Raw genomic sequence first — 22,871 nt, 5'->3', positions numbered from 1 at the left:
ATGACCGGATAGCCCTCGCGCTGGAGGTTCTTGATCACGCCGTTCCAGCTCGAGGAGTCCGCGAACGCGCCGTGCACCAGGACGATCGTCGGCTTATCGGTGGGGGACTGGGCGTTGTTCATAGTCTTCCTCACGGTTGTGGATCAACGAGGTGTCGAGGGCGGTTCGCGTGTGCTCCGCCCCTCACGTGCGGGCACGTTGTGCCCTGAGGGCCGGCCCGCCCGGCTTCGCTCATGCTCGGGGTGCCGATGTCCCGGACCGGGCCGGTGAGATGCGTACGGCTGCCGGTGCGTGACGGTCGATACTCTCTGAATGAATGCAATATATTGCACGTGGCATGGTGTCATATGTCAAGCGGTCCGCGTGGGGAACCTGGCGCTTCTGGGCAGAGACCCCTGCGATGCGCTCAGGGGCCGTGGCGGGGTGATGACACCCGGCGGTCCTGCTCCCTCAGTCCTCGGCGTCACGCCGGACCGCGATGGCGGCGCGGTGACCGGCGGGCCGGTCCGGAAACCGGGCGGGGGCCGGCGCCCGTCCATGAGGAGAGGGCTTCTCTGTCGTGCCCTCAGGCCGGGCCCGGTGAAGCGGAACACCGCTCGCGGCACCGGCGGCGAGGTGAACCGTGACTCGACGAGAACCGTTGGAATGAAGAGGGCGCCTCTCCGCCGGAAGTTATCGGAAGTGCGGGACGGCCCGTCCGCCGACCGTACCGCATTGATGCCTGATGGCCGGCCGGGCGAAAGCCCGGCAGTGATGCCCGTCGAGCGCACGGACAAGTAGCCGGCCGGTAATTCGACAAGGCGCGTGCCGTCCCGCAGCGCCGACTTCTCGGACCGAGTCGCGGATCCGTCCCCTGCCGGACAGGCGATGCATTCATGTGTTTCAGGAGAAGCGAGCAGAAGGAGAAGCTGTGAAGCATTTCGATTACGTGATCGTAGGGGCTGGTTCTGCCGGGTGCGTCGTCGCAGCGCGGCTCACCGAGGACAGCGACAGCCGCGTGCTTCTCCTGGAAGCCGGCGGGGAGGACACATCGGATTTGATCCATACGCCGTCGGCCTGGCCGGCGCTCTGGGGTACTGAATTCGACTGGAACTACAGAACCGAACCGCAGGCGGGCACATCCGGATCAGTACATTCCTGGCCCCGAGGAAAGGTGCTCGGTGGCTCCAGCAGCATCAACGCCATGGTTTACCTGCGAGGTCACAGGAATGACTTCGACAGATGGGAGAGAGGGGGCGCCGCCGGATGGGGGTACAGCGGTGTGCTTCCGTTCTTCCGTCGGATGGAGCACGTTCCGGGTAACGAGATCGACTACAGGGGCCGAGGCGGTCCGATAACTCCGGGCGTCGCGAGCGACCCCAATCCCCTCTCCCAGGTTTTCCTCGATGCGGCCGCAGAGCTGAGCTACCCCCTGACTCAGGACTTCAACGGCTCTGTCCAGGAAGGCGCCGGATGGCATGAACTCCTGATCGCGGGCGGTAAGCGGCTGAGCGCCGCCGCTGCCTATCTCCATCCGGTATCAGGCCGGCCGAACCTGACGGTCGTCACGGGCGCACGGGCACGGCGGCTTCTTTTCCGGGCATCGCGATGTGTGGGAGTGGAGTACGTACACGAGGGTGAACTGACCCGAGTGGGGGCAGAGGCGGAGGTGATCGTATGCGCCGGCGCCGTGGATTCCCCGAAACTTCTTCTCGCCTCGGGAATCGGGCCCGCCGAACATCTCCGTGAAGTGGGCGTCGAGGTGGTCAACGACCTTCCTGGCGTAGGGCAGAACCTGCACGACCACCCTCTGCTGGGATATGTCGTCGAAGCAAGCAGGGAAATTCCCCCGGGCACGGCGAATCATGCCGAGGTCTCCATGCTCTGGCGCAGTGAACCGGGTCTTCCCGGCCCGGACATGCAGTTCATGTTCATCCATGTCCCGTTCCACCCGCCGACTCTTCAGTCGCCGGCCAACAGTTACACCATCGGCATCGCCACTGTTCCGCGCAGCAGGGGCTGGATCAAGCTGTCCGGTTCCGACCCGGACAGGCCGCCCGTCATCAACCCCAACTATCTCGATGACGACTACGATGTCCAGCGACTGCTGTTGGGGATCGAACGGGCCCGCGAGCTGAATGCTGCTCGCGCGTTCAGCGGTTGGCGCAACAAGGAAGTTCTTCCGGGCCGCGACGTTCAAAGCGAGGCGTGGCTGCGTCAATTCATCGCCCAGGGTACCGGAACGTATTATCACCCGGTGGGCACCTGCAAGATGGGGGTGGACGACATGTCGGTCGTCAATCCGCATCTCCAGGTCCACGGTATGGCCGGCCTTCGCGTGGCCGACGCCTCTGTGATGCCGACCATTGTCAGTGTGAACACCAATGCCGCCACCCTCATGATCGGCGAGAAGGCCTCGAGCCTCATCCGAGGAGATCGCCTTTCCACGGGCCTCCGCCAGGGCTGACTCGATGACCTGTGCCGTCCGGCGGGCGTCCAGGCGGGAAGTGAGCGTCCTCCGTTCCGCCCGCCGGGGCCACGCCGGCCCGCCCGACGCCTCCCCGGTGCCGTGGCTCCCGCGGAGAACGCCGGTCTTCCTGTGCCCCGTGATGAACCCGGCGGCGGTGGCAGACGTTGTGACGGACGGGAGTCCCGGGCAGTGCTCGCGTCGCGCCGGGGCCCTGAGTTCCCCGGTCGCGGACGTCGGCCATCGCGCGTTGCTGCCCCAGGCCGGCCCGGCACGAGTGAGGGCGGGCCGCGCCGGTGACACAGCACCAGGACCGGGCCGACAGCGGACAACGCTGCCGGTACCGGGAAGAAGGCGCTGCGACGACAGCCTCGGCGTGGTGGCCGGGGCACGCGCCCGTGATCGAGCACGTCCAGAACCCGAAGGTCCTCCTGTCCCGTCCCCTCATCACCCCGCACAAGGAGATGGCTCTCTGTGAGCACCGCACCCGACCTGCTCCGTCAGGAACCATGCCCTGATGACGCGCCCGCGGACGGTGAGCATGCGGTGGCCCTGGCCGTTGCCGCGTGGGAACGGGCCGGTATCGACCTGGGGAGCCGGAGCCTGGACCGCCACCTTTCCGAGATCGCCGACAGGGGCGCCCTCCGGCTCCTTCGTGATCGCGGTGGCGACCTGCCCTCCTCCGCCGCTCACGGTGAACTGCTCACGGTGACCGCGGCCCTGCGCCAGGTCCTCGGCTACAGTCCCACGCCGACGGCTGCGGAGGCCGCCGCCTGGGCACTGGCGCTGAGGCAGGCGGCGGCCCGGTCGCTGGAAGGCCCCGTCAGGGACTTCCCCATCCGCTTCACCGACGGCCCGTATCGGGGTCTTGTCCTTCCCTGGCCCGGTCACAGCACGGGGCGGGGCCCGGTGATGTCGTTTCTGGTGCCCGTCAAGTGGTACGACGGCCCCGTCCTCCGGCACGGAGAGGCGTGGTACACGCGCGCCGACGATGCCGGGGGCGACGGAGTATGGCCGTACCGGCTGGCGGAGAAGGCACCCGAGGGAGCCGTCCCGCACATCACGGCGCCGGACACGAAGCGCGGTGACAGGTGAGGGAAGCGTCTTCACCGGAGACCGACGACCGCCCCTGCGGGCCGACGGACCGCTCGGCCCTGCCCGCCTCGGTGCTCCCGCCCCGGCCACCCCTCGGCGCCGGTCGCCGCCGTGTCCTCGGACGGGGACCATGACGGCGCCGGGAACGGCGGCGCGGGCCCACCCCCGCCGCGTCCCGGCCGGCCGGAGGGAACGGCCGGCCGCCGCGAGGGAGGCGTGCGACGGCACACCGGGCGGGTGCGGGAGGTTCCGGGAGCGGCAGGCTCCCCCGTCGGCCGCCGCTCCGCCGGACCGCCGGCGCCTCACATGCTCCGCCACGCCCGGCTCGCATCACGCCCCCCGTCACAGGCCGTTGGCCGGTCGCGGACTGTGCGTACCTCGTCCGGCGGAGAGCACACAGTCCCTCCTCTCGCTCATTCGTCATCCACAAGCCCCCACGGGAGTTCAAAGTGCCGCCCCAGCCCAAGCCCCAGGACCCGGCGCTGCTGGACGGAGCGTCGTCACGCTTCGCGAAGGCGTTCAGCAGCCGAGCCACGAAGAGCCGCGAGGGTGGGGATCCGGGTTCGCGTCCATGGATCTGGATAGTCAGTGCGGTCGCGCTCACCGCCTGCATCATCGCGGTGATCTTCGCGGTCGCGAACTTCCGGTCGGACGACAAGGAGGCCGCAGCGCACTCCAAGGCGGTGGAGGGGGGATCGGCGCAACCGGGTGACCCGCGCGGTACCCCGTCCCCTTCGGACCGTCCGGGAGGCGCCGGGGAACCCGGTGCCGGCACGTCCGGGCTCGTTCCGAGGGCGCCCGGTGGCGCCGCCGGAGGCGCGGAAACCGCCAACGGATCCGGCAGGCCCGCTGAAGGACCGGAATCCCCCGGCAGCTCCGACGGCACTGCGCCGTCCTCGCCCGCCAAGGGCTCGCAGCCGCCACGTTCGGGTTCCGGCTCACAGCCCACCGGCGCGGCGGAGGGAACGAATGACGACCGGACGACGGGAAGCACGAGCCGGCAGACCCTCACCTACACAGGTGTGCAGGTCCGCAGCCACAACGGAGGGCGCTGTATCGCCGCCTCCGGTGCGAGAAACGGCACGGCCTCGGACGGCACCCGGCTGGTGACCTGGGACTGCGAGGGCGGATCGTGGCAGAAGATCGATTTCCGGTCCGACGGCACCGCCCGGATGTTCGGCCTGTGCATGGACCTCGCCTGGGCCGGTCAGAGCAACGGCACCGCCATCCAGCTCGCCAAGTGCAACGGCGGCTGGGCACAGAAGTTCAAGCTCAACAGCGCGCACGATCTGGTGAACACCGAGATCGGCAAGTGTGTCGACATCGTCGACAACAAGAGGACCAACGGCGCCGCACTCCAGCTGTGGAGCTGCTCCGGCTCCGACAACCAGAAGTGGAGCAAGCGCTGACCGACGCCGCGGGGAGGACGCCGGCCGGGCCGGATGAGCCCTCGCGGCCCTTCGGGAGACGGCGGACGTGTCCGTGTCCGTGGCCGGGCCCCGGGCGCTCCCTGCGGGCGGACGGGAGGGCCGCGTGCGCGCGCCGCCCCGCAACCGCGGTGCCCGCCCGGCCCCGCCCCGCGCCGGGACCGGAGCGAAGGCGTCCCGGCGTCATCCGGTTCACGCGGATGCCGGACACCGCCCCCCGGCCCGCGGACGCGCGGGCGGTCGCGTCACCGACCGGCTGCCGGCCGCCGCGACGGGCATGACGTATGACCCTCCTCGCCCCCGTGCCCGAGGCGTCGGGCCGGGCGGCCGGGCATGTCCGGTCAGCCGCGGCGCAAGCCGTACCGCCCCCCGGGCCCGCCGCGCCCGGCGAGACAGGGACAGGAGAACACGGTGCCCGGCACCGGGAGAACCGGACGGCCCCTCCTGCCCGCGGCGCAGCGAAACGCGCACCTCAGCCGACCCGGACGTACCGAACGCGCATGTCCGAACCGCACACACAAGGAGTTCTCGATGAACGCCTCCGGCAATCCCTCACGCCGACGCGTCCTCCAGGCAGGAGTCACCGGCATCGGAATGGCCGCCCTGTCCTCGCTGGAAGCCCCGGCGATCGCCGCACCCGCCCGCCGGGCCGGCACGAGGCGGCTGACCTTCACCGGGGCGACGAACGCCTCCGTCGCCGTCTCCCCGGTGAACGGCGCTCTGATCGCCGAGGTGCAGGGGGTGCTGTGGTCGGTACCTCGCACAGGCGGAGAAGCGACGGCGCTCACTGCCGTGGACCTCGAACCGACCCGTGTCGTCTGGGCCCCCGACGGCTCGCGCATCGCCTTATGCGCCTACCGGGGAGGCGGATTCGGCCTCTGGACGATGCGCCCCGACGGCTCCGAGCTCCTGCAGGTGACGTCCGGCCCCTGGGACGACCGAGGAGTCTCCTGGTCCACCGACGGCTCCCGCCTGGCATTCTCCTCCGAACGAGGCGGCGACCCCGTCGGCGGCACGTCCTACGCGATCTGGACGGTCGATGTCCGCTCCGGCGAACTGACACGGATCACCCGTCAGCCCGGCGTCGACGACTACGACCCCGCCTGGCACCCCGACGGATCGCTCGTCTTCGTCCGCGCGGGGAAGGACGGAGGCCGGACGCTCGCCTCCGTCCCCGGCACCGGCGGTGACGTGACCGTACTGCGCACGGTGGAGAACAGCACCCTCGTGGGACCCGCGGTGAGCGCGGACGGAAGGATCGCCTACGTCCAGATCGCGGACGCGGTACCGCCGTTCAACGCCACCTCGTCCCGCCTCATGATCGACGGCCGGGCCGTCTCCGACGGAGAGGACGTCGCACCCCATCCTCCCTCCTGGAGCCGGGACGGCGAACTCCATTACTTCGCGGACGGACAGCTCCGCGTCCGCAGGCCCGAGCCGGGCAAGGCGGGCGGCGCGCCCGTGACGGTGGACTTCACGGCTTCCGTGGACGCGCCCCGGCCCGTCCGCCCGACCAAGACATACGATTTCGACGGGACGGCCGCACAGCAGGTCCGCGGCATCCACCTGCCCGTCCTCTCGCCGGACGGCACGTCCGTCGCCTTCACCGCGCTCAACGCACTGTGGGTCATGCCCATCGGCGGACGCCCGCGGGAGGTGGTCCGTGCCAACCGCTTCGGCTACGTCCAGATGCCGTCGTGGGCACCTGACGGACGCAGCGTCCTGTACTCCTACGAGGGGACGGGCCACGGGAACGGGCTCATCGGTGTGTACCGGCACTGGCTGGACAGCGGCAGGGAGGAACTCCTGGCGACCGGCGGCCGCCTGAACCCGGTGCTCAGCCCGGACGGTTCCCGGCTCGCCTGCCAGGACTCCACGGGCAACCTCCTGGTCAAGGACCTGGCCTCCGGTGAGGAAACGACCGTCGTCGCGCCCCTGGGCGCCAATGGGATCCCCGGCGGGCCCAGTTGGTCCCCCGACGGCCGGTACATCGCCTTCTGCGACCGCAACCGCCTCACCCAGCGGTTCCGCGAGGGCTACAACGTCATCCGGGTCGTCGACACCCGGACCGGGGAGTGGGCCCTGCACCAGCCCATGCCCCACGCCTCGATCTCCGACCGGGGCAACGCCGGTCCCGTCTGGTCGCCGGACGGGACGGCGATGGCCTTCGTCATGGAGTCGGCCCTGTGGGTGATGCCGGTCCGCCCGGACGGCACGCCGGCCGGAGAACCCCACCGCCTCACCGACGAGGCCGCCGACCACCCCTCCTGGTCCGGCGACGCGCGGACCCTCCTCTACGAGTCGAGCGGATCCCTGCGGCTCATCGGCCGCAACGGCACCTCCCGCCGGAACGTGCCGGTACCCCTCACCTACAGGCGCAGTCGCCCCGCGGCCACCGACGTCACCCGCGTACACGCCGGACGGCTGTGGGACGGGACCGGCCACACGGTCCGCGAGAACGTCGACGTCGTCATCCGGGGCAACCGGATCGCCGCAGTGGAACCCCACCGCGAGGGCCGGCGCCCGGGCGAGACGTTCATCGACGCCTCCGCCTGCACCGTGGTCCCGGGCCTGTGGGACGCCCACACCCATCCGTGGCAGTACACCTACGGAGGACGCCAGACCAGCCTCATGCTGGCCTACGGGATCACCACCAACGTGTCCCTGGGCGGTTTCGCCCATGAGGCGGTACGCATCCGTGAATCCGTGGCCGCCGACCGCATGGCCGGACCGCGGCTCTTCACCAGCGGGGAACTGCTGGACGGCAGCCGGGTCAGCTACAGCATGGGCCGCGCCCACCGGACGCCCGCCGGGCTCCGCCGCTCCCTGGAACGTGCGGCCGCCCTCGAGTACGACTTCGTCAAGACCTACGTCCGGGCCCCCGCATGGCTGATGCGGGAAGCCGGCCGTGTCGCCCACCAGGACCTCGGCGTACTGACCGGGAGCCACTTCCTGCCCCTCGGATCAGGTCTAGGGCACGACCTGACCACGCACCTCCACGCCACCCAGCGCGCCGAGCACGGGCGGTCCTTCTCCCCCACCGGCCGTTCCTACCAGGACGTCAGAGAGACCTACCGGGGCGGCGATTTCAAGCTCATCATGACCCCCTTCCCCGCTCTGGCCCTGATGGGTGCCGACCCCACCCTGGCCCAGGATCCCCGGGTCACCACGCTCATGCCGCCCTGGGACGCGGCTCAGGTCGCCGCCTACAGCGCCACCCCTCCGGGCCCCGACCATCTGCACGCGATCGAGGAGGAGGTGGGGACCTACAAGGACATCATCGACCACGGCGGCGTCGTGGCCCTCGGCAGCGACGCGCCGCTGACCCCCACCGGTCTCCACATTCACCTCGGTCTGCGGGCGCTCCGCTCCAGCGGCCTGTCCGCCTTCGAAGCCCTGCGCACCGTCACCGTCGTCCCCGCCGGCCTCTTCGGCGTCGACGACGCCCTCGGTACCCTCGAACCCGGGAAACTCGCCGATCTCACCGTCGTCGACGGCAACCCCTTCGAGAATTTCGACGACCTCGTGCGCACGTCATGGGTCATGCGTGACGGCATCGTCCACAGACAGGACGATCTCCTGGCGGCGTACAGCGAGGACGCGTCGGCCGGCCGGGACTCCGCCGACTGGCTGGAGGTCAGCCGTCAGCTGCGCAGGGAACCGTGCTGTCCTCAGCACCCCTTGACGTAGGCCGTTCGCCGGACGGGCGCCGTGCGGGACGCCGCCGACGCCCGTCCGGCGGGTGGGGCGGCCGGCCCGCCGGTCCGGCCGCCGGGACCTCAACCGCGCGAAGGCGCGTTCGCCCGGCGCTCCCAGCCGGGCACGGCCGCGGTCGAACCGCCGGTGGTGCGAGTCGTTCGCGGTGGGTTCCGTACGGTCGCGCCGGCGCACCGGCAGGCGCGGTCCGTGAGGATCCCGCCTTGTGGGCACGCGCGGCGGCCGGATCGTGGACGCGTCCTGGCACGGCACGGGAGACGGCGTCCGGCCGTGCGACGGCCCGGACGTGCGTGCGTGATGCCCGGGTTCCCGGGAGTGGCAGGGCTCGTCCGCGCGGACGCGGCCGGCGGCGTCCGGATGCCGCCGACGACGGAGTCGCCACCGCCCGGACCGGCCAGGGCTTCGCGCGGACCCGGCGCCCGGGCCGCGAGGACGCCCGGGGTCTCACCGATGCGGCCGTCCGGGCGGAGCCCCCTGGGCTCGCGGACCGATCGGCGGCCGTCCGGCACGAGGTGAACCGTGCGGTCCGGTCAGGAGGAGGGACCGCCCAACTCCGCGCGGAGGGAATCCAGCACCGGGAGGAGCCGGCTCTCGTGCCGGTCGAGAAGCGTCCGCTGCGCGTCCTGCACGGCGGCGACGATCTGGTCGGCCAGATTCCGCACGTTGCCCGGATCGGCGACGACCGGTGAGATCGTCAGGTCCACCAGAACGCCTTTGCCGTCGACCGAGGCCCGCACCGCGCCACCGCCGGCTGTCCCCTGCGCCCCCGTCCTGCTGAGTTCCTCCTGCGTCTCGGCCACCTTCTCCCTCAGCAGACGGGCGCTGTCCAGGAGTTTGTGGATGTCGAGACCATTGCCGAGTTCCATGTCCGTGTTCCGATCGTGTGGGCCCCGCAGAGCGGGCCGCCGTTCTGGGGAGAGGCCGACGTCACCGCGGTGGTCCGGTCGCTCTTCGGGACATCGGCCGCACCTTCGCACTTCCTCCGCGAAACCGGAACGGCACGGTGCCCGGTCCGTGGGACACCGGCCGGAGCTCCCGCTCCCGGACGCCCGGACTCGTCGACCGCGTCGGTGTCGGTCACCGCGCGGAGGCCGTCGTGTGGCCGTACCGGAGAACCGGGAGTCCCGTGACGGCCGGTCCACGGCACACGGGGTGGATGACGTGGTCGAAGGTGAGCCTCGGCGCGCGGGGGAACAAGACGCCGAGGCTCCCCGTGCACAACAACGTTCGCCCTGGTCCCGGGGTTCACCGCGCTGCCGGCGAAGCCTCCGGGAGCATCGCCGGTGCTCCGGAACGCGCGCTCCGGCGGGCGGTGCCCGGAAGACACCGCACGCGTGGACAACCGGTTCGCTCACGTCAAGTCCCTTCCGGCTTCCGGCCCGTACGGCTCCCGGTCTCCCAGGGGGTGCCCAGGTGAACCGGAACCGGTCGCACTCCGTTGTGCTGACTGAGGCGACACGGCGGGCGCGATCGCCGTCCCGCTCTGCCGACCGGTACGCCGCTCGCGGTGAACGGGGGTGGTGATGTCGTCGGCGGCCTCTTCGGGGCCGTGCCGGAAAGGGAAGACCACGAAGGGTGCCGACGAGTGCCGCAGAACCGAGGTGCCCCGCAAAGGGGTGGTGTCCGCAGTCCCGGCGATGCCGCTTTCGCCGGCGGCCCGGCCCGAAGCGGTGAACCGGACCTCTTCGTCCAGTGCGCCGGTCCTGCGGCCCGGCCCCGCCTGTCCATGGTTCCGTCCCGCGTCACCGACGGGCACCCGGCTGCCGTGGCTCACGCCGGGAACGGTCCCGAGCCCTTCCCCGGCTTTGTCCCGGGCGTGTCCGACGGTGACCACACGATCCGCGGGAGGGCGGAGGGAGAGTTGACCGACCGAGCGGTCGCCGACCGTGCCAGGGCTCTTCCACGGGCCGGCCGCACCGGCCCCGGCGGGCCGGAGGGCGGGTGCCCGGAGCCTCTGTCCGTCCTGGCCCACGGGGCGGCCACCCGCCCCCGTCTGCTGATCTTCGGGGCCACGGACCTCGCGGGTGCTCTCAGTTGGGCCGGCGGCTTCCTCGGCTATCGGGTCACCGTCTGCGACGCCCGCCCCACCGGAGCCACGGCCGCACGGTTCCCGTACGCGGACGAGGTGGTCTCCGGCCGGCCGCACCCTTACCTGCGCCGCACACAGGTGGACGAGCGCACCGTCGTCTGCGTGCTGACCCGTGACGTCGAAGGTGACCTCCCGCTGCTGCGGCTGGCCCTCGACCTGCCGCTCGGGTACGTGGGGGCGATGGGATCCCGGAACGTTCATGAAGGGCGGCTGCGCCTCCTGCGGGAGGAGGGCGTCACGGAGGACCGGCTGACGCGACTGTGCCGTCTGACCGACTTCGACCGCGGTACGCACACGCCGGAGGAGATGGCCGTTTCCATCACGGCGGAGATCGTCTCCCGCGTCGGTCGTGGTGCGGGCCGGACGCCGCCGTGAATCACCCGGCTCAGGGGTGGTCCTCTCCCGTCGGCCCGTCCCGGAACCCGTGGGTGGTGTGGTTCCGCGGGGTCGTGGCAGAAGGTGATGTTCTTGCCGGTGGGACGGCGGGCCATGAGGCCGGCCGTTCGAGGGTGGGCAGGGTGTCCGAGGTTCGGAAAACCCTTCGCGCAAGCCGCGATGGAGACCGCGACGGGCCACTCGTCCGTCCGAGTCTGTTCGCACGACCTTTGAAAGTGGAGCGGATGAACGTGTCGACCGGCGGCAGGCGGCTGCGAAGCCTGGCCGCCATGGCAGTCCTCGTCTGTGCGATCGCTCTGACATCCGGCCCGAGTCACGCGGCCCCGGGCGCCCCCGTTCCGCGGGAGGACCGGACGATCGAGGGCATCCGTGCCGAACTGGACGGTCTCTACCGCGAGGCGGAGGTGGCCACCGAGGCGTACAACGCCGCGGACGAGAAGGCGGACGGGCAGGAGAAGCGGCTGACGTCGCTGCGCGAGGACCTGGCCCGTGCCGAGGACCGGGTGGACGATCTGCGCGACCTTTCGGGCGTGGCCGCCCGCACCCAGTACCGCGGGGGCAACCTCGCCGCCACGGGCATTCAGCTGCTGCTCGGCGACCACCCCGACCAGGCCCTGAACGAGGCCTCCCAGGCGCGTCAGGCCCTGCGGAGCCTGGTCGGCGTCTCCGAGAAGCAGAGGACCGCTCGCGCGGAGCTGGCCCGGCACACCGACGCCGCCGAAAAGGAACTGCGGAAGCTGAGGAGCACCCGTGCGGACAAGGCCGAGGCGAAGCGGAAGATCGAAGGCAGGATCGCCGCGGCCGAACGGATCGAGGCGGGACTGGAGAAGGAACAGAAACGCAGACTGGACCAGCTGGAGAGGGAACGAGCGAAGGAGGCCGAGTCCAGGTGGGCGGCTTCCGGCACGGGCGGAGGTCCCTCCACCGGAGCGGGCGCGACGGGAAACGGGCCGGGCGGCGGCGGGACGAAGGCGAGTGGAGCGGCCGTGAGGGCCGTCGGCTTCGCGATGGCGCAGATCGGCAAACCGTACGTGTGGGGTGCCGTGGGTCCCTCGTCGTACGACTGCTCGGGCCTCACCTCCGCGGCGTGGGCGGCGGCCGGGCACTCCGTACCCCGTACCTCGCAGGCGCAGTGGCAGGGACTGACCCGCGTCGCCCTCGCGTCCGCGCGGCCCGGCGACCTGATCATCTACTACAACGACGCCACGCACGTGGGCATGTACATCGGAGGCGGGCGGATGGTCCACGCTCCGCGGCCCGGACGCACGGTCACGACCGCGCCGGCCGCCTCCATGCCCGTACTCGGTGTCGTCCGGCCCGGAGCGTGAGCGGATGTCCCACTCGCTGACAACCCGTGACGAGGGGAACCTGCCCGCGCTCGGCGCGCCGCCGCTGATCCGTCTCGACGCCTACGTGGCCGAGGACGGCTCCACGGTGGTCAACGGCCATCTGCTGCAGATGGGCGGCACGCGACCGCCCGACGAGGCGATCCTCGACGCCGTCGCCATGTTCGCCCGCACCCTGGGAGCCCCGGTGGCGGCCACCGTCATCGACCGCACCGCACAGCAGATGGTACGCCTGCGCGTGTACCCCGACGGTTCCAGCAGGACCATCGCCGACGAGGACGACCTGCCGCCCGGGCCCGAGCGCACCGCCGCGGAGGAGGAGGCGTTCCCTCCGCTCGCCCGCGTCCAGCGGATCATCCAGCACGCGCAGCGCGAGGAGCTGCACGCGGCGTTCGTCCTCGCCAGCGCGCTGCGCGAGCACCTCACCCTGCGCAGAGGAACGGAGGACGAACTCGCGCTGGAGGCACGGGCGATCGAGGCGTACCTGGCGTACCGACGGGGCGACTACACGGTCGCCACGACTCTCGCGCTGACCGTCGCGCGCGTTCGCTGCCGCACCGAGCTGGACCGGGCGGCGCCCGAGGTGGCCCGCGCCACCGCGGCGTGGCAGCGGCTGGTGGACGAGGGCCAGGTGGCCGTCCGGGGGCGGGAACTGCTGCACATGTGGGAGCGGTTGTCCGAGGAGGGCCTGCTGCTGGAACCGGCCCACCAGGTCATGGCCCAGGCCGTCCGGAGCCGGCTCGAACAGGACGTCCGGTCCGTACCGCCGGCCCCGGCCGCGACACCGGTGCTGCCCGCGGGCCAGGGGCCGGCCGCCCCCGAGGACAAGCCCCTCAAGCCCGCACGACGAGGACTGCGGCGCTTCACCCGCCGGCCCGGCCGGTCCACCGGGGCATCGCTCTGAAAGCCCGTCGGGGAACACGCGAGGGTCAGGGGCGGTTACCCCGCCCGGTCCCTGCCCCCGAAGGCCGATGACCGCGTCTGCCGACCCCGTTCCGCACGGTGCTCGTCGCTTCGGCGCGGCAAGCGCGGGGGCACCCGATGAGGCGAGGGATCCGTCGCGGCACGCGATCTCGGCCCCGGGTGTTCGCGGAGCCACCGGGCGGACCGTTCCGCGTCGCGTCCCTTCCCGGACGCCGTACGGAGGACCGCGGTCCGCCGCGGAGGCGAGGGGGTCCGTGAGGTCACGGCACGGGACCTCGCCAGCCCACGACTCCCGTCGGGTCGGCACCCTGGTTCAGAGCACAGAAATCGGTCCTCGGACTGGGCCGGGCGGCTTCTCCCCTCCGCCTCACCTCTTCCAGGGCAGGCCCCGTGAGCCGGCCCAGATGGTCGATGTCGATGGAAGCGAACAGACCGTCGGCGAAGTCCGGAGCCGGAATGTCCCTGACGTCGAGAGTGCGCCACGAGATGCCACCGCGCTCATCGCGAAATGCCCATAGGGGATGATCCAGTCGCGTCCCGAAGACCAGTGACCGCGCCCCGGGTGAGCGCAGAATCCTCCTCAGCACCTCCACCTGATCGGCGGCGGCCGGATCCCACCTCCGCACGGCCGGACGCACCTCATCGTCGAGCCCCGCCAGCAGGCCTTCCAGACCTCGCATGAACGGATTCACCAGAAGGGTGCGACGTCGCCCGTCGAGCGGCTCGACAGTACCGATGACATACGCGTCGAGTTCGTGTGCGATGTTCCGCAGCAGGTCCGCGGGCGACAATGACAGGAAGCCCAGGATCGGCGGGCCACCGAGGGGAGGGGACGGGCGGCCGGACAGGGAGGTGCCGGCAGGTTCTTCCTGACGCGCCTGCGCGGACGTCACGTTCTCGACGCCGTCGAGGACACCGCGAACGGTCTCCCAGACCGCCGACCGGGTGGGGACCGGCGGCGGGCTGTCCGAGAGGCGTCGGTAGTGGAGCAGCAGCTCGCGCGCCTCGGTTTCGTGGGCCCGGTTTCCTCCCTCGATGCTGCGGCCGATCGTCCCGACCGCCCATCGCGCAGTGGCCCGCACCGCCGAACGCGACAGGCCGGCCTCGTCGTAGACGAGGGAGACCGACTGGATCGCCCGGGTCGTCCGCTGCCGGATGAGCCTGGCCACCACCTCGTGCGCGCGTGCCGCGGCGGCCCCGGGCTGCTCGGCCGCCTCCGCGAGCAGGGCGGCCAGATCGAAGTGCTGGGCCCGCTCCCTCATCACCTGCCAGTCGACGGCGGGCACCCTCGGGTGCTCCGTGCGTTCGACGCGTGCGAGCAGCTCCTCGACCTCGGCCTGGTACAGCTCCATGTACACATCGCCGGTGAAGGCATCGGTGCGGACGATCTTCGGGGGGATCCGGCGCGCGGCACCGGCCGTGTTCCCGCGCCGCTTCTCCTTCGGCGGTGCCCAGGCGAACGGCTCCGCCTCCAGGCGAAAGCGGCCTCGTACCACGACGAGCTGCATCGGGCCCTGCATCTTGACGTGCTGTTCGGGCCGTACGTTCCTCGGCATGCCGCCCGAGGCACTGCTGGTGGTGAGGCGTGAGAGGGCGGGGCCGGAACTGGCGTCGTGGTCGCTGAAGGACTCCCCTCCGGAGACCCCCACGCCGGTCGACGGTCCGGAGCGGTCGGACGCCTGACCGCTCGACGTGCCCTCGGACGCCTTGATGTAGCGGCCCGTGCCGGAACCCGACACGGCTCCGAGCACTCTCAGGTCGAAGAGGTCCCCCGTCATGTACAGCCTGGCCCGGGTGTACTCCTTGCCCGGTACGTGCAGGTTCTCCGTGATCAGGTAGCGCTTGCCGGCCGTGGCCTCCAGCACATGGTTCGACATCTGGAAACGCCCCATGAACTGGGGAAGAGCGTGCCCGGTGTGCACCACCGCGCTGTTCATGCGGTTGCCGAACAGCTCCCGCAGGAGCTTTCGCGCGGCCGGCAGTCCCTCGTCGAGGAGGGCCCCGGCGACGAAGGCGTCTCCCGGCAGCGGCGGCAGCGGCCGCAGATCACGTTCGGGCCGGGGGCCGGACAGCGCACGGAACTCCGCGAGACCACGCGGGACCCGGATCACCAGCCTGCCGGCCACGCTGGCCGTGTTCACCTCCGAGCGGAAGGCGTCGCGGCTGCGGTACCAGCTCGTCAGCAGGTTGTTGACCGGCCGGCCGGCAAGGTCGAGGCGCCGTACCTCCACCTTCAACCGGTGGCGGAACTCGACCAGGTAGTTCCCGTTCCAGTCGTACGCGGTCTGTTCGGTGACTTCGTTGCGGAAGCGGTTGACGCTCCTGTGGTGCCCCTCGCCGACACCGGCGTTGCTGTTCGAGGAGACACCGTCCTCGGCGCCGCCGAACGCGAGGCCGACGTTCTGCGCACCATCGCGGGACTGCCCCTGGCCTGTTTCCACATAGCCGTGGTTGTAGACCTCCAGGCCGGTTCCGCTCCGGAAGTCCAGTGTCTTGGGCGCTCCCTCCAGGACGTCGGAGACGTTGATCTCCACGATGTCCGACAGAGCCCATCCCACCGGGTTCACCAGGAAGAACGAGAACCCGTTCGGCGACAGGAACTCGTCCCACATGGCCTGGTCACGGCCCTTGGCCAGCAGCGCCTGCAGGGAGTTCACGCCGCCTTGCAGCCGCCCCACGAGCGATCCGTCACGTGTCCACATCCAGGGCTTCGACGTCAGCAGTCCCGGCGCCGTCCTGTCGACCAGCCTGCGCACGATGTCGTAGGTGGTGCGGCCGTCGTCGTAGGTGAGGTCATGGACGCCGCTGTGACCGAGCATCCGGCCCCCGGGGTCCTCGCGGGTCAGGTACTCGGGGAACTCCATGTCGTCGAAGACCGACGACATGCCGGCCTCCTGCCGCTCGAAGGCCTGGTTGAAAGCGGTTCTGACCGCGTCGTCGAGGATCGGCAGGCCGCGGCTCCTGTGCAGCGCGGCGAGTGTGTCGGCGAACGACCGCGGGTGCGAGTCCGTCGCATCACGCAGGGGATCGGTGGCCCACCGGGTCAGAACCGAGGCGACGATGTTCCCGCTGAGTCTGAGCTCGCCGTCGCTCCACCGCCGCATCGCGTCGAGCAACTGATCGTGGGGGAGGGGGATGGCGCCCTGTCCGTACTGCTCGAGTGCTTCGGGTTCGGACAGGAGGAAGATGAGGTCCCTCTCCAGCGTCACTTTCCTCGACGCGCTCTTGCGCGGGGCCAGTTTGCCTTCCTTCTCCAATCGGCTGGAAACGGAGAAGTTGACCTTCGTACGGATGGCGTAAGCCCGGTTGAAATCGAGCTGGATTCGCTCCTTCCCCGCAGTGCGTGAGGCCGTCAAGGAGGTGTTCCAGCCCCAGTTCCGGCTGCTGCTCGCACCGCCTTGGGTGGATCCGCCGTCCTCCACGGAGCCGCCGAAGGAGGTTTCTGCCTGCAGCCACGAAAATCCCTTGGAGCTCAGATCGGCGGTGTTCCCCTGACCGAGGTGAAGTTTGATGATCCCCAGGACGAACTTGTCGTCGGTGGCGCCGTAGAAGGAAGCCTGTCTCAGCTGTCCGTTGATGTCGAGGAGTCCGTGTTCATCCCTGAACCATCCCTCCTTGAACAGTTGGTCGGTCGTGAACTGCCCATTCACTATTTCCTTGAGATGGGATTTCACCTGGATGTTCCCGGTCAGGGAATTGATCTCCGCGTCCGCGTTTCCCTGAGGACCGGTCAGGGGTGCCAGCACCGTGGTGGCTGCCTCGCGCAGGCCCTGGGTGTCGAGGTAGAAGATGGCGGCCCGGTCGAGGACGGAGCTCTTGAGGTTCTCCTTGGACCTGAGATCAGGGCGGGCTTTCTCACCCAGATCGAGCAGAAAGAGCGAAGCGTCCTGGCCGGGAAACCTCAGGGGGGCCGGGTTGCGGATTCCCTTGCGGAACTCGCCGCTCATGCCGCTGTGCTGGAACTCGAACGTAACGGTGAAGTCGTTCTTCACCGAGAATTCGTTCACCGTGCCCGGGAACTCGAGAAGTTCCGGCCGGTTGTTGAGGTAGAAGGCGGTCTGGCCGGCACCCTTCTTGTAGGACAGCCCGACTCCGACGGTGGACGCCTTCATGTGACTGAAGAACGTCTTTGGCCGGATTTCGAGTCCGACACCCAGGACACCGCTGGTCGACTGTGCGACGGTGTCCATGCCCATCGCCAGGTTCACCGTGTGCCACTCGTCGGTAGGGCCCAGGAAACGAGGGGAAGATTTCTCGGTGGGTGCGGCCCTGATCGTGATCTTCACCGCGTCCACGTCGAAATCGAGGCCCAGGGTGCCGGTGGGCCGTCTCATCGTGATCGACAAGCCGTCCATGAACAACTCGTCCCAATGGGATTCGAGCCCTCGGTCGGTGAAGTACTTGTTGAACACTTCGAGGTTCTGGGCCTGGGCATCGATGGTGTTGCCATGGGTGTACCACCGTGAACGGGACAGGGGGGCCCTGGTGTCCTGCGGAAGGAACCCGTGGGCCTGGAGCACTTCCCTCACCGGACCGCTCAGGTTCCGGGCGGTCTCTCCCACCTGGACCATGCCCATGCCGATGCCACGCCCCCGGGCGGCGTGCGGCGGCAGGGGCCGCTGATGGTCGACCGGTTCCCGTGCCGTGCCGCGGAGCAGGTCCGGCCGGTACTCCACGGTCGTCTGTCCGGACGCCAGAACCGGCACGTCGGTACCGCCGCCGGAGTGCGCCCTGTCCCCGGACGCCGTGTCGGGCACGCGAGGCACTTCGATGATCTCCGCCGGGGCATCGGCTTCCTCCGTGACCTCGGTGATCGAGGCGGTTGCCCCGGTCACGGCGTCGCGGTCGACCGGGAAACCGTACTTGAAGGCCTCCGGCTCGGGGATGCGGAGCAGCGCACGGCCCGGTACGGCCGGCGTCGTGGCGCCCTCGCCGCCTCGCACCGCGACGAACGCCGTATACCTGAAGTCCACCCGGTAGGCGGAGGTGAAGCCCTTGTAGCGGGGGACGACGACCCACAGCCCGACCCGTGAAGCGCTCAGGCCGTGGGAGTCCGAGCCGGACACCGAGAGCGACGCGCTGCCGCCCACACCGACGTCGGGGCCCGCGAACGGAACCGGGAGCAGATTCACCTCCGCGCCGGCGGAAACCCGCCAGCTGCTGGTGATGGTGTGATTCCCGCCGGTTCCGTCGATGGCTGTGCGTACGTTCTCGATGTGTGCCGGGACGGGCACCCGGCTGCCGTCGGGAGCCTGCCGGCTGGTGGCGCCCACCCTGTCGGCCGTCGGCATGCGCTGTGCGTACAGCGTCACGGTGGCGATACGTGCCCGATTCTCATCGATGAGGGTGATCGGGTAGCCGTCAGGTCCGGCGGCCTCGTCCAGATGCGCGTCGAGAGCCCATATTTTCTGCACCAGTTGGCTGCGGGGTGAGATGAACGACCTGCCGGAGGACGATCCACCGACCGGGAGGTCCACTCCCTGCCGCTCCAGCTCCGACAGGACCGTGTCCAGCAGCGCGGGAAGACCTGTCAGACCGGCCGCGTAGTGGAACTGGGGCAGCCGCGACTCCCGGCCGCCCGTGCCGACCGCCGTGACGTGTGCCGGTGCCTTCTCGAGATAGTGCTCCGGAATCCACAGCATGAGCCGCTCATCGCCCACCGCTTCCTTCCCGGAGCCGTCGACGGGGAGAACGGGCGGGACGTCGGCCCACGCCGGAAGCGTGTCCCGCCGCATCCTGAGTTCCCAGTGGGGCCGGTAGGCGATCAGCCTCGACTCGTCACGGGTCTCCTCGACATGGCCGCCCTCGGCGTCACCCAGGATGTTCGTGGACCGCTGCGACGCGTTCTGTGTGAGCGAGACCGCCGCGAACGCTCTGGCCTTCTCCAGGACACCGGTGCCGAAGGCGGTACCGAACCCGCCCGAGAGCTGCACCCGCGTGGCACTGGTCGCTCCGGAGCGGGTCTGCGAGTACGTACCCAGTTGGAACGCCGCGTTGGTCGTCCCCACCGCGTGGAACGCCTCCGGCTGGTCGTCCCGCTTCGGCGGGCGCGCCGTGAGAGGCGCCTGCTGCTCGGCGGTGACATCGGAGGGAGTGGTTTCCTGCCCGCCGGCCGGCGCCGCCGGCGAGTCGAACGAGGCCGCCGGGTGGCTGACCTCCCGGGGATCGCGCGGATCCAAGGTCACCAGGACCTCGGTGTCGCCGAGTTCCATCACGAATCCGTCGACCGTACCGCCCTCTCCCTCCGGTACGAGATACCGGTAGTTGCTCAGCAGACGGTGCGGCAGGCCGTTCCACTCCCGTTCCGGCACGGTCGCGCCCAGTTGCGCGGCCATCGCCCGCAGCGTCCTGAGCACCTGCGGCATGAACGGAAGCCCCGCCCTGGGCACGCCCCTGGAGCGTACGTCCGCCGGAACCTCGACGGGGGCCCCGAGCCCCGAAAGAGGGCCTGCTTCGGACGGCGGGGCGACATGCGGCTCCGGTGCCCGGTTGTTCGACGACTGTGCCGTCTCTTCGGGTTCGTCGCTCTTCGCCGATGCCGCCCACGGTGTGACGGGAGAGACCTCGAACGACTGCCTCTCACCCTCGCCCGCGCCGAAGAGCTCCAGTCCCCGGCCGTCCGCGGCGGTTCCCTCCGGGGGAAGGGCCTCGGTCAGTGTCCCGGACACCGGGTCGAAACGAGCACCGTACCGGCTCGCCACCACAGGCAGGCCGAGTGTCCCGGCGAGCCGCGGGGCCACGTCGTCCGCACCCGCCATCGTCAGGATCGGGACGCGTCCCGGCGCGACCAGGGAGATCAAGTCGGACAGCGCCGAAGGACCGACCACACGGTCACCCGCTGCGACGTGGCCGTCGCGCATCCCGCCGAACACGAGAACGTTGCCGTCCCCGGCGAACTCCCGCAGCGCGGACCATGCCTCCGTGTCCCTCAGCGCCGCGTGCTCCGGCGCGTCGGGCATCCACAGGGCCACGGCATCGAGGCCGTCCCGGACGACGAACGAGCCCTCCAGCAGTTCCTCCATGGGAACGCGACGCGGAGGGGCCTGGTTCGTGGCGTCCTCGGCGCCCATGCCCCGCGGCACGGAGTCGCCCATGGTGCGGTCGTCCGCGGCAGCCGGTGCGAGGCCCCGCTCGTCGTGGCCGGAGACTTCCCGCGACAGCGGGGGAGCGCCGTCCGTTCCGGTGGGGGACGGGCGCCCGTCCGACAGACTCGGCGCCGGCGGCGCTTGCTCCTGGTGAGGAGGAACGACGCCGGTCACGGGAGACGGTGGCGAGCCGGTGGAGGAACCGGACGGAGCTTCCCGGTCCGCCCGGACGGGATGCGCCGCGTGCTCGGAGTGACTGGCCGCGACGGGACGCCGCGGTGCGAGGGACTCCGCCCCGGTGTCCTCGCCCGCCGTCGTGCGGGGTTCGTCCAGGAAGGCCACCAGCCCCGACGCGGCCGGACTGCCGACCGCGGCTCGTGGCGACCGGTCCTGCCGCGGGAGGGCACCGTCCTGAACCCTGGTCGGCGGAGTGTGTCTTCCCGTCCCGTCCTCAAGTGTGTCGTGCTCCGTCGCCGCGCCTTCGGATATGCCCTCGACGGAGACGGGTGTTTCCGGATTCTGCTCGAAATACGCGGTCAGTGCCTGCAACTGTTGAAGGAAGTCGGGAAGTTCCTTCACCCTCTGCGCCACATCCGGCGGTACCGGGAAACAGACCGTGCTACGGGTGGGAAGAGCTGGCACCTTTACCCCTGCTTCTGACGGCCGGACTGGCAGTGGCGCACAGCGTAGGTGAACTTCTTGTTACACGGTAGGGAATCCCGTGAGTCGTGTCACGGCCTGTGCGAGGCCGGGCTCGCCATCGCGGAATGGGCCGACGGGTTCACCGGCCTTCGTTCCGTTCACCGCGGCGGAGACACCGCGGCCTTTGGACACCGTCCTGCCCCGTCCGCGGACCGGCCGCGATCCCGTCACCCACGCACGGGACCGGCCGGCCCGAGGAAGACGCCGCCGGGCCGTCGTCCGACGCTGCCACCACCACGGACGCGGCTCACGACAGGAACCGTCGCCGCGGTGACGAGCGGGCACTCACAGAGGAGTGGCGGGAGACCCGCGGCTGTTCCTCCGCAGGCGTGTGAACGGCCAGGCGGCGCACGAGGTCGGGGAACCCTTCCCCGGCGTACCGGTACGTCGGCGCGTCCTTGTACCCGGCCCTGGACGGATCCCGTACGAACGACGTGCAGAACGACGCCACCTGCGCCGGCTGCGGCAGCAGACCGGCGCGCATCCAGCGCGCGTACCGGAGGAAGGGCATCTTCCGGTCGGGCCCTATGCCCCAGCCCGAGACGCCTGACCAGTGCAGTACGTACTCCGGCCGGCCGGCGCCGCCGGCTGTCACGGACACTTCCCCCTCGACGTCGTCGAAGGCGTGCTCTTCCGCCTTGTACGGTCCGCAGCTCCGCACCGCCCCCACCACGATTCCCCGGGACACCAGTTCCTTCGACACGGCCTTCATGTAATGGCCCACCGCGGTGGCGAGCGTCTGCGAATCGACCTTCCTCGTCGTCATGCGGTCCTCTGTCACCTCGAGTTCGACCCGGCTCTCTCACGATGCCGCGCCCGCTCGGCCCGCGAACAGGAGGGCACCGGCCAGGATCACGGCACATGCAGGACAACGACGACCACCACCCACCGGTTCAACACGCTGCGCGATCCCCGGCCGTCCGGGCCGAAGGGCATGACCGCGAGACAGAGACACCGCGGAGCTGTTTTCCCGAGGGGAAATGGCCGCGCGCCGACGGTCCCGCGGATCTCGCGGCGCGAAATATTTTCCCGGGAGGTGAACCGCTGGAGCGTCCTGCGAGTAGTACTGGATGTAGGTCCGCAGGCTTTGTCACCGCCCAGCCGTCGCATCCCCGGACGGGCGGTCACTACGGACTTCGCGCCTTTCTCCATGCGTGAAAGGCGAGTTGTGGCTTGAGGCATTGTTGGTCCGCTGCCTCAAGCCACAACACAGAACTGCACCGGCTTCACCGGGCCCAGCCGTGGTGATGTCACGGATCCTGCCCGAAGCCGGTGGCGGAAACTCCTGCCGCGTTCTCGTGGTGGGAGTGTCTCGGTGAATTCCTGTGGGGGGAGTTCACCGAGATCCTGCCGGCACCTGCGGTATGCGCGGCAGATGACATCCGGGCCGCGGCTCCGGGTGGGGCCGGTTCGCCGGCCCCGTAGGACCCTGGTCGTCCCAGGGGCGCCCGCCGGGTTCGGATGGGCAGGCGCGGTCCTGCCTCAAGCCGTCAGCAGGACCGCGCCTTGACCGGCACCCGAGCAGCCGCCGGCGGCAAGACGGCCACGCCCGCCTGGGCGGAGAGGACGGTGCCGCGACCTCACATCCGTATGCCGGCCACCGCCGGTGCGTCGAACGCGCCGCCCTGCTGCCGCGCACCCCGC

Annotated in this window: 10 protein-coding genes and 1 pseudogene; 7 read left to right on the top strand and 4 right to left on the bottom strand. The window is 70.5% G+C overall.

The genetic code is table 11. The annotated features are described in order from the left end of the window. Positions 1-122, bottom strand: a pseudogene (locus ACH5AO_RS35815) (alpha/beta hydrolase); the annotation flags it as partial. Between the two features lie 788 nt (positions 123-910). Between ACH5AO_RS35815 and ACH5AO_RS35810 the strand changes: the two are divergent. From ACH5AO_RS35810 to ACH5AO_RS35795, 4 genes are all read left to right on the top strand, one after another. Then, positions 911-2,446 (top strand): GMC family oxidoreductase, encoded by a 1,536-nt coding sequence (locus tag ACH5AO_RS35810; RefSeq protein ID WP_398932146.1) that lies wholly within the window; start codon positions 911-913, stop codon positions 2,444-2,446. A gap of 474 nt (positions 2,447-2,920) precedes the next feature. Further along, positions 2,921-3,541 (top strand): hypothetical protein, encoded by a 621-nt coding sequence (locus ACH5AO_RS35805; RefSeq protein ID WP_398932144.1) that lies wholly within the window; start codon positions 2,921-2,923, stop codon positions 3,539-3,541. A gap of 1,022 nt (positions 3,542-4,563) precedes the next feature. Then, entirely contained in the window at positions 4,564-4,950 is a 387-nt protein-coding gene (locus tag ACH5AO_RS35800) for a ricin-type beta-trefoil lectin domain protein (protein ID WP_398932142.1), read from the top strand. A gap of 549 nt (positions 4,951-5,499) precedes the next feature. Continuing rightward, positions 5,500-8,658, top strand: coding sequence for an amidohydrolase family protein (locus ACH5AO_RS35795; protein ID WP_398932141.1), 3,159 nt, complete (start codon positions 5,500-5,502; stop codon positions 8,656-8,658). Between the two features lie 557 nt (positions 8,659-9,215). Here the strand turns inward: ACH5AO_RS35795 and ACH5AO_RS35790 are convergent. Then, a complete protein-coding gene (locus ACH5AO_RS35790) occupies positions 9,216-9,551 on the bottom strand; it encodes a YbaB/EbfC family nucleoid-associated protein (RefSeq protein ID WP_398932139.1) in 336 nt (111 codons plus the stop codon). A gap of 995 nt (positions 9,552-10,546) precedes the next feature. On the opposite strand from ACH5AO_RS35790, the gene ACH5AO_RS35785 reads away from it, so the two are divergent. The 3 genes from ACH5AO_RS35785 to ACH5AO_RS35775 all read left to right on the top strand — a co-directional run bounded on the left by ACH5AO_RS35785 (position 10,547) and on the right by ACH5AO_RS35775 (position 13,420). Further along, positions 10,547-11,149: an XdhC family protein gene (locus tag ACH5AO_RS35785; RefSeq protein WP_398932137.1), complete on the top strand. Its 603-nt coding sequence runs from the start codon at positions 10,547-10,549 to the stop codon at positions 11,147-11,149. A gap of 245 nt (positions 11,150-11,394) precedes the next feature. After that, positions 11,395-12,498, top strand: a complete 1,104-nt coding sequence (locus tag ACH5AO_RS35780) for an NlpC/P60 family protein (protein ID WP_398932135.1) — start codon at positions 11,395-11,397, stop codon at positions 12,496-12,498. Positions 12,499-12,502: 4 nt separating this feature from the next. Further along, on the top strand, positions 12,503-13,420 hold the full coding sequence (locus ACH5AO_RS35775) for a hypothetical protein (RefSeq protein ID WP_398932133.1): 918 nt from the start codon (positions 12,503-12,505) through the stop codon (positions 13,418-13,420). 280 nt (positions 13,421-13,700) lie between these two features. On the opposite strand, the gene ACH5AO_RS35770 is transcribed toward ACH5AO_RS35775, so the two are convergent. Next, positions 13,701-20,534 carry a hypothetical protein gene (locus tag ACH5AO_RS35770; protein WP_398932131.1) on the bottom strand — a complete coding sequence of 2,278 codons (6,834 nt, stop codon included), beginning with the start codon at positions 20,532-20,534 and terminating at the stop codon, positions 13,701-13,703. 940 nt (positions 20,535-21,474) lie between these two features. Beyond that, positions 21,475-21,993: a hypothetical protein gene (locus ACH5AO_RS35765; RefSeq protein ID WP_398932129.1), complete on the bottom strand. Its 519-nt coding sequence runs from the start codon at positions 21,991-21,993 to the stop codon at positions 21,475-21,477. Positions 21,994-22,871: the final 878 nt, after the last annotated feature.

This window comes from Streptomyces sp. NPDC018964 (assembly GCF_044390325.1).
Classification (GTDB): Bacteria; Actinomycetota; Actinomycetes; order Streptomycetales; family Streptomycetaceae; genus Streptomyces.
This window is presented reverse-complemented; position numbering and strand designations above follow the sequence as displayed.

What these genes read in the sequence shown, in the direction of transcription:
- ACH5AO_RS35795 (WP_398932141.1), top strand. Translation starts at nt 5,500, where the DNA reads ATGAACGCCTCCGGCAATCCCTCACGCCGACGCGTCCTCCAGGCAGGA.
- ACH5AO_RS35790 (WP_398932139.1), bottom strand. Translation starts at nt 9,551, where the DNA reads ATGGAACTCGGCAATGGTCTCGACATCCACAAACTCCTGGACAGCGCC.
- ACH5AO_RS35780 (WP_398932135.1), top strand. Translation starts at nt 11,395, where the DNA reads ATGAACGTGTCGACCGGCGGCAGGCGGCTGCGAAGCCTGGCCGCCATG.
- ACH5AO_RS35775 (WP_398932133.1), top strand. Translation starts at nt 12,503, where the DNA reads ATGTCCCACTCGCTGACAACCCGTGACGAGGGGAACCTGCCCGCGCTC.
- ACH5AO_RS35770 (WP_398932131.1), bottom strand. Translation starts at nt 20,534, where the DNA reads ATGGGCGACTCCGTGCCGCGGGGCATGGGCGCCGAGGACGCCACGAAC.
- ACH5AO_RS35765 (WP_398932129.1), bottom strand. Translation starts at nt 21,993, where the DNA reads ATGACGACGAGGAAGGTCGATTCGCAGACGCTCGCCACCGCGGTGGGC.